Raw genomic sequence first — 12,206 nt, 5'->3', positions numbered from 1 at the left:
TTGTCACCTAGAGTGTTCTTACGTTAAACACATGCTCTACATTGCTGATAGCTGAAAGGAGTTCATCGTTAGGCTCTTGCTCAATATCGAGAATGGTATACGCGACCTCCTCTCGGCTTTTATTCAGCATATCGAGCACGTTAATATTCAAATCAGCCAACAGAGACAATACGCTACCCAAGACCCTAGGGACATTATCGTTAGCAAACGTAATTCGGTAGCCCTCTGCCCTTTCTAAACGAATCGTAGGAAAGTTAACTGAATTAGTAATGTTGCCATTTTCCAAGAAATCAATGAGCTGCTCCGCCCCCATGATGGCGCAATTTTCCTCTGCTTCGGACGTCGAAGCGCCAATATGAGGCATGAGGATCACGCCATCACGCCCAATAAGAGAGGGCGTTGGAAAGTCAGTCACATACTGATCAATTTGGTGATTCTCGAGCGCGGTTATTACTGCGTCTGTATCGACAATTTCTTTACGAGCAAAATTCAGCAACACCATGCCTGGTTTAGCTGAAGACAATAAATCGTGGTTAATCAATCCTATAGTTGAAGGCAGTGCAGGAACGTGAACGGTCACGAAATCACATTTTGCAATCACCGACACTAAATTCTCCGCTCTCTTAATACGACTTGATAACCGCCAAGCCGCTTCAACACTCAGCGCTGAATCGTAACCAATCACGTTCATACCAAGATCAATAGCGGTGTTAGCGACAGAGGCACCAATTGCGCCTAAACCAATTACACCAAGTGTTTTGCCTTTGATTTCAGAGCCAGAAAAACGCTTCTTTTCCTTCTCTAATAGCTTATCCATCGCCATAGCATCAGTCATATCCGAAAGGGTATGGGAGTAACGAATCCCACCCACGACATCTCTTGCCGATAACAAAAGCCCGGTTAATACCAACTCTTTCACTGCATTGGCATTAGCACCCGGCGTATTAAACACGACGATTCCATTTTCTGTGCAAGATTTGATCGGGATATTGTTTACCCCTGCTCCGCATCGTGCAATGGCTTTAACGCTTAAAGCAATGGACTCATCATGGAGTTTATGACTACGAAGCAAAATTGCATCAGGCTCACCAAACTCACTACATACTTCATATTTGTCGCGTGAGAACTTATCCAATCCTTGATTCGAAATAGCGTTGTAGGTCTTTATTTTCTTCATTGTCGCTTCACCTTAAGTTGAAATTCCATTTCTACTCATCAGCGTACTGTTATTGTCCCAAAGCTGGCTTTTTTCTGTTGTGCCAGAGACAACAAAGCACCTGACCAGCAGGTGCTTTGTAATTATTGTGTGACTTCAGCATAAGCCCAATCTAGCCATGGCAGTAACGCTTCCAAGTCGCTAGATTCAACGGTAGCCCCGGCCCAAATCCTGAGTCCCGCTGGCGCGTCCCGATAAGCGCCGATATCAAACGCGACACCTTCATCATCCAACAATTTAATCATCGCTTTAACTTGCTGCTCCGATGCATCAAGCGTGAGGCATACACTGGTGTTAGAACGTTGTGTTGGTTCTTTAGCTAAGAAGTGTATCCACTCTCGTGATTCAACGAAGTTTGTTAGTACAGCAAGGTTGGATTCCGATTTCTCAATCGCCGCACCTACACCGCCAATATCTGCCACCCAATCGAGAGCATCAATATAGTCCACCACGCATAACATAGAGGGTGTATTGATCGTCGCCCCCTTGAAAATGCCTTCTATAAGCTTTCCACCTTTTGTCATGCGGAAAATCTTCGGCAGTGGCCACGGGGGTGTATAAGACTCTAATCGCTCGACCGCTTTAGGGCTCAAAACAATGACCCCATGAGCCCCTTCTCCACCTAACACCTTCTGCCAGCTGAAAGTGACCACATCCAGTTTTTCCCAAGGCATAGGCATCGCAAACACAGCGGAGGTTGCATCACAAATAGTCACCCCCTCTCTATCATCACTAATCCAATCACCATTCGGGACTTTCACTCCAGAGGTCGTGCCATTCCATGTAAAGATGGTATCGTGTTGTGGATTTGCCTGTGTTAGATCTGGTAGCGACCCATAATCGGCTAAATAGCTATTTACTTGCTCAAGTTTCAATTGCTTGGTGATGTCCGCTAACCAACCTGAGCCAAACGACTCCCAGTGGAAAACATCGATTGGACGATGACCTAACATCGACCACATCACCATCTCCATCGCTCCAGTATCGGACGCAGGAACGATGCCAACACGATAGTCTTCTGGGATACCCAGTATTGCTTTGGTTTTTTCTATCGACTCAGCCAGAACCGCTTTGCCTAAAGACGAACGGTGACTGCGGCCTAATGTGGAAGCATCCAGTTGAGTGAGATCATACCCCGGACGCTTGCTACATGGTCCAGAAGAGAAGTTAGGGTTTTGCGGTTTGAGTTGAGGTTTCATAAGCCTCCCTGCTTGTGAATATTGAATAACTATTCATCACATTGTCGTAAAACAGACGCTAAGGCAAGAGGGTTATGCTGATCGGCAATAAATATGTGTATTTACTGTGTGAAATGAGCCGTTTTCTCTGCAAAAACAACAAAAGAGTACTTTGGATTTTTGAGACAACCCCAAATTAAAAAGGCAGTGCTTTTACGCACTGCCTTAAACGAGATACTGTTTGTTGCTTATCCCACAACACCAACAGCAGCTTGCATGATGATGCCGCAGATGTAAGCTCCGTACGTCCCTAGCGCATAACCAAGTACTGCCATCAAAATACCTACTGGTGCTAGTGATGGGTGGAAAGCCGCGGCGACAACAGGCGCTGATGCTGCACCACCAACGTTGGCTTGGCTACCTACAGCCATGAAGAATAGCGGTGCACGAATCAGCTTAGCCACAAATATCATCAACAATGCGTGAATCGTCAGCCATGTGATACCGATAAAGAAGTAGCCCGGATTATCTAGAATCGCAGTCACGTCCATTTGCATACCGATAGTCGCCACTAGAATATAGATAAATGCTGAACCGATTTTAGAGGCTCCAGCATGTTCTAGTGTGCGCGCGGGTTTGAACATAGAAGCAATCAATGCAAATGTCGTAACAAGAACGATGAGCCAGAAGAATCCTGACGTCAGACTGTATTTCTCTAACCCTGGCGCATTGGTTGCGATCCAAGGAGCAATCAAATCAGAGCCAAAATGTGCAAGACCCGTTAAGCCAAAGGCGATCGCCACGACTTTCATCATATCTGTCGTTGTGATTGGACGAGAGTTTTCCTCTTCGTATTTCGCAACGGTTTCTTTTAGTTCATCAATAGAAGAGGTGTCAGCTTTAAGCCATGCATCCATTTTCTTTTGACGACCAGCCATGATAAGCAAGATAGCCATCCAAATGTTGGCACAGATAACGTCAACCGTAATCATCGCAGAAAATAGTTGGTCGCCTACACCGAACACTTCTTTCATTGCAGCTTGGTTAGCACCGCCACCAATCCACGAACCCGCAACTGTTGTTAGGCCACGCCATACATCACCAGAAACGAGGTCTGGATTGATAAAATCTAAAATTACGATTGCAGCTGGTCCACCAATGATGATGCCCAATGTGCCCGTTAAGAACATAATTACCGCTTTCGAACCTAAGCCGAAGATCTTCTTCAAATCTGCAGAAATGATCAACAGAACCAAAGCGCCAGGCAGTAAGTATCGGCTAGCAACAAAATATAACTTTGAGTCAGAGCCGTCGATAATGCCCGTTGTATTAAGTAAAGACGGGAGGAAATAGCACAGCAACAGACCAGGGACAAAAGAGTAGAACTTTCTCCAGAAAGGATTTTTACTACTCTCGGTGATAAATACTCCACCAAGAATGGCAGCGAGTAAGCCCATTATGACTGCGTCATTCGTGATCATTATTGTTAGTCTCCTTAACTTGCATCCATTGAAACATTTAGACACATTTGGTCAGTGGCCAGAGACTATACATACATCTCTTTATTGTCACAAATTTTAACAATTTTTACCCAATCGAAATGAATAAATAGAAATTCATCTTTGCCAAAAATCGATTAGCCTACACGTTTCGAGTCTGTTGATTGCGTATAGTCATTCACTAGAATTAAGTAAAAACACTATATTATCAGCAAGTTGTAATACGTATTTCATGTTGTTCAGCAATCATTTTGACAACAATTCCTTCACCATTAATCATCAATCTCGCAATACAACCAGGCGCATAAAAATTGTTAAATCGTACAAATATCAAACAAGCATCGATTGATTGTTATTTGATGTAAATCACATTTGAGAACATAAAAGTGTTGAGTTTTAACGGTGATTTTCACGAAACTTGCCACCATGTATCACATTTTCAACACTATTTACCGCAACTGAACCAAAAAAAGAGGAGCAAAGCTCCTCTTTCGGTTACTCGATAACATTGAGTATAGGTCATTCCATCGTCGGCATTGAGAATGAGCTTGTATGCTGTTCTAATCGAACACTAGCAGGCCAACGACTAGTCACGGTTTTCATCTTGGTATAGAAACGTACGCCATCATTTCCATGAACGTTTAAAGGTCCAAAGATAGAACGCTTCCATCCTCCAAAACTATGAAATGCCATTGGAACAGGAATTGGCACGTTCACACCCACCATGCCAGCTTGAACATCCTCACTAAACTGACGTGCGGTTTCCCCGTCACGAGTGAAAATAGCGGTCCCGTTACCATATTCATGTTGATTGATTAATGATAACGCCGTTTCGTAGTCACTGACACGAACCACGGCTAACACCGGTCCAAAAATCTCTTCCTTATACACTGTCATTTCTGGCGTGACGTTATCAATCAGAGTTGGGCCAACAAAGTACCCTGTTTCATTTCCCGTCACGGTAAAGTCGCGGCCATCAACAACAATTTCGGCACCTTGCTCTTCGCCGCTAGTGATATAGTCGCAGATGGCTTGTTTGTGAAGCGCAGATATCACCGGGCCCATATCGTTTTCAGTACCCTCCACAATACCTGGGCCTACTTTCATTTGTGAAATTTGCTGTGTGAGCTTCTCAATCAAACGGTTTGCGGTCTCATCGCCGACTGCCACTGCGACGGACAGTGCCATACAACGCTCACCTGCAGCACCATATGCCGCCCCCATAATGGCGTTGGTCGCCATATCCATATCGGCATCTGGCATCAAGATGCAGTGGTTCTTCGCCCCGCCAAGGGCTTGGCAGCGTTTCCCATGAGCAGAGGCTGTGGCATAAATGTATTCAGCGATTGGCGTAGAACCAACAAAACTAACCGCCTCTACTTTAGGTGACGTAAGCAAGGCGTCTACAACTTCTTTATCACCATTAACTACATTAAAGACACCATCAGGTAATCCCGCTTGTTTTAACAATTCAGCAAGAATCAAAGCCGTTGACGGATCTTTCTCAGACGGTTTCAACACAAAAGTATTACCCGTCGCTATGGCAACTGGAAACATCCACATTGGAACCATGGCTGGGAAATTAAACGGAGTAATACCAACACAAACACCGAGAGGTTGCATTAAAGAGTGACTGTCAACGCCAGTACCGACATTAGCTGAGTGCTCACCTTTCTGTAAGTGAGGGATACCACAGGCAAACTCCACCACTTCTAACCCACGAGTCACCTCCCCTATCGCATCGGAGTATACCTTGCCATGCTCATTTGAAATGGTGCGTGCTATCCGATCCATATTCGCTTCAAGTAACGCCTTGAATTGAAACATCACTCGCGCACGTTTGAGCGGTGACGTCTTAGACCAAGCTTTAAAGGCTGTACTCGCCGCTTCAACCGCTTGCTCAGCTTCATGAGCGTAACTCAATACCACTTGTTTTGTTTGTTCTCCGGTTGCAGGGTTATAGACCGCACTAAAGCGCTCACTTTCACTGTTAACAATCGCCCCTGCGACATAGTTTTGAATGGTTTCCATAGTATCTCCACAATTCTAATAAATACTCAGGCATCAAATATCACTGCGATGTACTCGGCCTGAGTGCATGTAGTTACATTCGATTTTTCCACGCTGAAACAAGCGTTAGATAGTTCGCCTTTATATTCGCTTTGAATGTGTCGTCATCTAATTGGTTAGCAAGCCACGCTTTCGAAGGCTCACCAAAGATAGTCCGCCCTACGGCAAACCCTTTAACAAGCTTACTGGCTTGAGCGTGTTTAAACCCTTCAGCCAGCGCTTCTTTCGAGGCATCTAATCCAAGTAAGACAACGCCATAGCAATGGCTGTCATTGCTTGACACTAGATCTTCAACCGCTCTCCAGCCTTCAGGTAATAGAGGAGGCAACTTCCACCAATCCGGTTTGATTCCTAACTGATAGAGTCGCTGTATCGTTTCGATATAATAGTTATCACCTTGAGGCATCGAGCTTGGCAGAATGACTTCAATCAGTAATTCATGCCCTGATTGGCAGCATGCAAGATAAACATCACTTAGTAGGCGCTCTTGTTGCTTTTTGAGTTCAAGAGCATCGTCGGGATGATAGAAGACTAAGCACTTCACAATGTGTTCTTTAGGCCAAGACACAAGTTGCGAACCAATATTGCCATGTTCAAGCTCCAAGGGACGAGAGCCTGGCAGCTCGATTGGTCTTCCAATCCACCAACCTTTACCTGTAGCTTCATTGAGTGCGGCTTGTCCATAAGTACTATCACATAACAAACCGGCTCCGCCTTGTAACCCCTGCTCACGCACTGTTTCTGAATACGCTTCTAGTATCAGCTTCTTGAGCTTGGGTAACTGACTCAATGACGCACCGACATCTTGAGCCATTTGCTCCAATTGAATTCGATGGTCAAAGGCAAGTATGCAAAGGTCGTCCCACTCTTTATCTCGAGTAGTCACACGATGTAAGTGATTCAATCTTGTATCTAAGTCTGGCCTTGGGACTTGCTCTGCACGTGATAAGTAATCGTCCAACTCCTCTTTCGAAGGCATCGCCGGAGCGCAACCGTGACGAGAGACAACTAGTGCTCCACAAGCATTCGCATAATCACACGCTTGTTGCCAGCTTTCATCATTGAGGTAGCCTCGCAATAGTCCAGACATAAAGGCATCGCCAGCGCCGAGCACATTAAGCACATCAACTCGTACACCCGTTGCGTTAATTGCACCATCAAGGTGGTCTGGAATTTGCGAATCGTAGACCGAGCAACCTAAAGCACCTCGTTTGCAAACCAATGTCGCATCAGTGACTTTGCGCACCCCATTAAGTGCTTGTAACGTCTCGGTTGAACCACCTGCAATATGGAACTCCTCTTCTGTCCCGACGATCAAATCGAACAGGCCGAGTACCTCTTGTAATTGTTCAGTGACAGCTCCTGATTCAATAAAGCGAGTCTCACCATCACCCAGTGAAGTTAGTCCCCAAAGCACCGGACGATAATCGATATCCAACGCCGTTCTTACGCCGTGCTTTCTGGCATAGCGAAGTGCGGTAAGCACGGCATCTCGGGTCTTAGGATTCGACAAATGCGTGCCCGTGATAGCGAGGCAGCGTGCTGACGCAATATAGTCTTCGTCTATATCGTCAGACGTAATGGCCATATCTGCACAGTTGTCACGGTAGAAGATCAGCGGGAAAGTATCTTCATCTTTGATACCCAATATGACTAAGGCAGTTAGACGTTCTTTATCAGTAATTAAGAAACTGGTGTCTACATCAAGTCTTTCAAGCTCTTCACGAAGAAATCGCCCCATATGTTCATCGCCCACACGAGCCAGCATTGACGACTTTAACCCTTGTCTCGCTGTGCCATACGCGACATTACCAGATGAGCCACCTAGGTATTTCGAGAAGCTGCTCATGTCTTCTAGCCGTGAACCAATTTGCTGACCATAAAAATCGACGGCCACCCTGCCCATGCAAATCACATCAAACTTCTTATCCTTCTGCCTCATTACTTCATCTCCTCCAAGATTAGTGAAATATTTATTTCATTTTATTATAAATTGGAATTATCGATAAAAACCGTGATCGGCCGCCAGTTTTTATGTCCAATCTAATCAACAAACCTAAAAAACGATCGAAGTCGAAAATTATTTTTCATTTAACCGAGATCGTTTATCAAATCACCCCACCATGCCCCGATCCATTTATAACTTTTAAAAAACACACGTTACAGATTATTTATTTCGTTGTAAAACATATACTTAAAAAGACAAACACCAATAAGCAAGAAAATCAAGTGAGATCGAGATAACACTTTTAACAATTACGACACATTAACAGTGGTGATATTTTGAACATCACCTTATAGTTAAAAACCAACGGATAGTAGAAAATATTTTTCAATCAAGTTTGCTGCCACCGTTAGTAAAAAGTCAGAGTGAATACTGAATAAATGCTCTACAGATTTCATCTAATAACGAAATGAAATATTCATATTTGTCGATAGATAAGTGTGATGGATACCAAGGAGGCATTTATGCCAACTAAGAAACAAGGGATTACTATGTTGCTGGACAGAATGTTAATACTCGCATCAAACACCAAAGCACTGCTTAAAGGAACGCTATTAGTTCTTGGACTTATTGTTCTTACCGCTTGTGGTCAGGAAGAGAAAAAAGACGATGTAACACGCATTGGAGTAGCGATACCAAACTTCGATGACACCTTCATGGTTTATATGAAAGATGCCATGGATAAATACGCTAAGCAGTTTGATGGCAAAGTCGAACTCACATTTGTGGACGCCAAAGAAGACGCAGCCAAGCAATTAGGCCAAGTAGAGAACTTCATCGTTCAGCAAATGGACGCCATTATTTTGGTTCCAGTTAACACCGATGCCACGCAACCTCTTACAGACCGAATCATCAAGGCAGGGATTCAACTTGTTTATCTGAACCGTCGACCTGACTATCTGCCCGATAGTGTGTTCTACGTTGGTTCTGAAGAGCTGAAATTTGGTGAAACACAAGCTCAATACATCACAGATTCAGTGGACGGCGGTAATGTTGCCATTCTTATGGGTATGCTGACTCATGAAGCCGCAATCATGCGCACTAAAGGTGTCGAAGACTACTTGTCTAAAAATCCAAACTTCCACGTTGTCAGAAAACAAACCGGTCTATGGCAGCGCTCACAAGGCATGACGGTTATGGAAAACTGGCTCAATTCAGGAGACAAGCTTGATGTCATCGTTGCAAACAATGACGACATGGCTCTAGGAGCAATTCAAGCATTGCGCGCAGCAGGCAAGCTTGATGACACCTTAGTCGTTGGCGTTGACGCAACACCTGATGGTTTGGTTGCGGTAAAAGATGGAGCCCTAAGCGCTACTGTATTCCAAGATGGCGCGGGCCAAGCACGAGGTGCTATCGATGCTGCGGTAGATGCTGTTAAAGGCAAAAAACATCAACAGGTCACTTGGATCCCCGCTGAGCTTGTGACTCAAAGTAATTTAGCAGCATTCGAAGCGAAGCAAAAAGGTTAACCACCCACGCTCCGTGTTCTCCCCCTCTTTAGAATACGGAGCTTTTTTCGGAGTAGTAATAGTATGAGCCAAGTCTTACTAGAAATGCGTGGAATCACCAAAACCTTTCCTGGTGTAAAAGCGCTCGATAATGTGCAGCTCACTTTGAAACAAGGCCGAGTTATGGCGTTGATGGGTGAAAATGGTGCGGGTAAATCAACCCTAATGAAAGTGATGTTTGGTATTTACCAAAGAGACAGCGGTACCATTCGCTACAAGGGAGAAAATGTTGAGTTTCAAGGCGCCAAAGAAGCGTTAGAAGCGGGTATATCAATGATACACCAAGAGCTATCTCCTATCCTGCATCGAAGCATCGCAGAAAATATCTGGCTAGGTAGAGAACCGCTAAAAGGGCCACTACGCCTTGTAGACCACGCTAAGATGTACAGCGACACCACAGAGTTATTGAGTAAATTGGACTTAAAACTCGACCCCAAAACTCCAATGAGTGAACTGACCGTCGCAACTATGCAAATGGTGGAGATTGCAAAAGCTATCTCCTATCAATCAGAGATCATCATTATGGATGAACCAACTTCCGCACTCACGGATAAAGAAGTTGACCATCTGTTCGAAATCATCGAAATGCTGAAGTCTCGTGGTTGTGCGATTGTTTACATCAGTCACAAGATGGATGAGATATTCAGGATCTGTGACGATATTACTGTCTTTCGTGACGGCTGTTTTGTTGGCGAGCGCGAAGCGAAGCTTACTAACAATGACGAATTGGTACAGATGATGGTAGGCCGAGATTTAGGAGAAGTATTCCCTCCCCCTACTGCCAAACCTGGTAAAACTCGCTTGGAGGTGGAAAACCTCACCGTTGAAGGCGCATTCAGCGATATCAACTTCAAATTACACGAAGGAGAAATTCTTGGTATCGCGGGTCTAGTAGGCGCAGGTAGAACCGAGTTAATTGAAACGCTTTTCGGCGTTAGGCAAAAAGACGCAGGCACTATTCGAATCAATGGTGATTACGTCGAAATTAACACACCACAAGATGCTATCCGACACAAAATGGCCTTCCTAACCGAAGATCGACGACATTCAGGGCTTTATCTGATGCTCGATATTTTCGCCAATACCTCCATTGCTCATTTGGACGCCTACCGAAACAAAGTCGTCAACGTGCTCGATGTGAGAAAGATGAAGCAAGACAGCCAAACCCACTGTGAAAAGCTAAAAGTAAAAACGCCGGGAATGTACGAAATGATCGACAATCTGAGCGGCGGTAATCAACAAAAAGTATTGTTGGCTCGCTGGATGCTGACCAAACCTGACATCTTATTCCTAGACGAACCCACAAGAGGAATCGACGTTGGAGCCAAGTCAGAAATCTATAAGCTAATGCGTCTGCTAACCGGCATGGGTAAAAGCTTGGTCATGATCTCATCAGAACTTCCAGAAGTCATGGGAATGAGCGACCGCATCTTAGTTATGCATGAAGGCAAACTCAAAGGTCTTATCGACGGCCCTGATGCGACGCAACAGAAAATCATGTCGATGGCACTCAATTAAACATTGAGACACCTCCAATTTAAAACACCACGAGTCTTTCAAACTAGGACTTGAGGCCAGAGTAGTAACTCAAGGAATGCAGTTATGATTGCTAAACTGATTAAAGCGACCTCACCTGAAGGTCAAGCTCAAACTAATTTCAAGCGCATGGTATCTAAATATGCGATATACGTAGTATTTGTCTTCATGTGTGTTGTGATGTCCATCCTATCGCCCGTTTTCCTATCGGTCGCTAACTTATTAAATGTAATGACTCAAATGGCAAGTATTGGTCTTCTTGCGCTTGGCGTTACTATCATCATCATTACCCGAGGCATTGACTTATCTTCTGGTTCAGTACTTGCTGTAGCGGCCGTAGTCTCAGCCAGTATGGCGCAAACCATCGACTGGTCAATGCGTATGTACCCTGCGATGCCAGAGCTACCTATCATCGTTCCTATTCTAGCGGCATTAGCTGTTGGCGCATTATGCGGTTATATCAATGGAGCACTCATTGCTTACACTGGTATTCCTCCATTCATTGCGACTCTAGGTATGATGATCGTTGCCCGTGGCGCTGCCCTGCTTTACTCAGATGGCCGCCCTGTAAGTAGCCTTATTGATTCTTATCAATGGATTGGCCAAGGCAGCATCGTGGGTATTCCTGTTCCTGTTATCATTTTCGCTGTGATGGCTTTCGTGTCATATGTACTACTGAACTACACCCGATTTGGTAAATACGCTTATGCCATCGGTGGTAACGAAACCGCCGCGTACGTCTCTGGCATCAATGTAAAGCGCTATAAGATCTTGGTTTATACCTACGCGGGTTTGTTAGCGGGTATATCTGCGCTGATTTTGGCGGCTCGAATCAACTCTGGTCAACCGGGCCTGGGGATCATGTACGAGCTAGATGCAATCGCAGCAGCGACTGTCGGCGGCGTATCGCACGCTGGGGGCATTGGTACGATACAAGGAACTATTATCGGTACCATGATTATGGGTGTACTTCAAAATGGTCTCGACCTTCTCAACGTTTCGGCCTACTGGCAGCAAGTAGTAAAAGGCTTAGTCATTATCTTTGCCGTTATGTTTGATATGAAGCGCCATAAGAAGAGTAAATAGTGCAACTACAGAATAACTTTGAGTAGGGTACGAGGCGGCTCTTATCTAGGATACCTTGGATTCCTCGGTATAGTCGCTCTCGGTTTGGCTCATCGCGCCTTTTTA

The 12,206-nt window shown here is 44.9% G+C and carries 8 protein-coding genes; 3 read left to right on the top strand and 5 right to left on the bottom strand.

All coding sequences use genetic code 11. The features are described 5' to 3' along the window. Positions 1 to 7: 7 nt before the first annotated feature. The 5 genes from MMA19_RS17055 to iolC all read right to left on the bottom strand — a co-directional run bounded on the left by MMA19_RS17055 (position 8) and on the right by iolC (position 7,905). Positions 8 to 1,177 carry a phosphoglycerate dehydrogenase gene (locus tag MMA19_RS17055; protein WP_240206742.1) on the bottom strand — a complete coding sequence of 390 codons (1,170 nt, stop codon included), beginning with the start codon at positions 1,175 to 1,177 and terminating at the stop codon, positions 8 to 10. A gap of 122 nt (positions 1,178 to 1,299) precedes the next feature. Beyond that, positions 1,300 to 2,415 (bottom strand): phosphoserine transaminase, encoded by a 1,116-nt coding sequence (locus MMA19_RS17050; RefSeq protein WP_062460183.1) that lies wholly within the window; start codon positions 2,413 to 2,415, stop codon positions 1,300 to 1,302. A gap of 227 nt (positions 2,416 to 2,642) precedes the next feature. Further along, positions 2,643 to 3,875: a DUF819 family protein gene (locus MMA19_RS17045; RefSeq protein WP_240206741.1), complete on the bottom strand. Its 1,233-nt coding sequence runs from the start codon at positions 3,873 to 3,875 to the stop codon at positions 2,643 to 2,645. Between the two features lie 537 nt (positions 3,876 to 4,412). Beyond that, complete coding sequence (locus MMA19_RS17040) at positions 4,413 to 5,924, bottom strand: CoA-acylating methylmalonate-semialdehyde dehydrogenase (protein ID WP_240206740.1); 1,512 nt, start codon at positions 5,922 to 5,924, stop codon at positions 4,413 to 4,415. A gap of 73 nt (positions 5,925 to 5,997) precedes the next feature. Further along, positions 5,998 to 7,905: a 5-dehydro-2-deoxygluconokinase gene (iolC, locus tag MMA19_RS17035; protein WP_240206739.1), complete on the bottom strand. Its 1,908-nt coding sequence runs from the start codon at positions 7,903 to 7,905 to the stop codon at positions 5,998 to 6,000. A gap of 527 nt (positions 7,906 to 8,432) precedes the next feature. Here iolC and MMA19_RS17030 point away from each other — a divergent pair. The 3 genes from MMA19_RS17030 (at position 8,433) to MMA19_RS17020 (ending at position 12,101) form a co-directional block, all read left to right on the top strand. After that, complete coding sequence (locus MMA19_RS17030) at positions 8,433 to 9,440, top strand: sugar ABC transporter substrate-binding protein (RefSeq protein WP_006070657.1); 1,008 nt, start codon at positions 8,433 to 8,435, stop codon at positions 9,438 to 9,440. 63 nt (positions 9,441 to 9,503) lie between these two features. Continuing rightward, complete coding sequence (locus MMA19_RS17025) at positions 9,504 to 10,997, top strand: sugar ABC transporter ATP-binding protein (RefSeq protein ID WP_006070656.1); 1,494 nt, start codon at positions 9,504 to 9,506, stop codon at positions 10,995 to 10,997. Positions 10,998 to 11,081: 84 nt separating this feature from the next. Further along, entirely contained in the window at positions 11,082 to 12,101 is a 1,020-nt protein-coding gene (locus MMA19_RS17020) for an ABC transporter permease (protein ID WP_006070655.1), read from the top strand. The last annotated feature ends 105 nt before the right edge of the window (positions 12,102 to 12,206 follow it).

It is taken from the genome of Vibrio sp. CyArs1 (genome assembly GCF_022432925.1).
In the GTDB taxonomy this organism is placed as follows: Bacteria; Pseudomonadota; Gammaproteobacteria; order Enterobacterales; family Vibrionaceae; genus Vibrio; species Vibrio mediterranei.
Note: the sequence above shows the minus strand (reverse complement) of the source record. Positions and strands in the feature narration are given on the sequence as shown.

What these genes read in the sequence shown, in the direction of transcription:
- MMA19_RS17055 (WP_240206742.1), bottom strand. Translation starts at nt 1,177, where the DNA reads ATGAAGAAAATAAAGACCTACAACGCTATTTCGAATCAAGGATTGGAT.
- MMA19_RS17050 (WP_062460183.1), bottom strand. Translation starts at nt 2,415, where the DNA reads ATGAAACCTCAACTCAAACCGCAAAACCCTAACTTCTCTTCTGGACCA.
- MMA19_RS17045 (WP_240206741.1), bottom strand. Translation starts at nt 3,875, where the DNA reads ATGATCACGAATGACGCAGTCATAATGGGCTTACTCGCTGCCATTCTT.
- MMA19_RS17040 (WP_240206740.1), bottom strand. Translation starts at nt 5,924, where the DNA reads ATGGAAACCATTCAAAACTATGTCGCAGGGGCGATTGTTAACAGTGAA.
- iolC (WP_240206739.1), bottom strand. Translation starts at nt 7,905, where the DNA reads ATGAGGCAGAAGGATAAGAAGTTTGATGTGATTTGCATGGGCAGGGTG.
- MMA19_RS17030 (WP_006070657.1), top strand. Translation starts at nt 8,433, where the DNA reads ATGCCAACTAAGAAACAAGGGATTACTATGTTGCTGGACAGAATGTTA.
- MMA19_RS17025 (WP_006070656.1), top strand. Translation starts at nt 9,504, where the DNA reads ATGAGCCAAGTCTTACTAGAAATGCGTGGAATCACCAAAACCTTTCCT.
- MMA19_RS17020 (WP_006070655.1), top strand. Translation starts at nt 11,082, where the DNA reads ATGATTGCTAAACTGATTAAAGCGACCTCACCTGAAGGTCAAGCTCAA.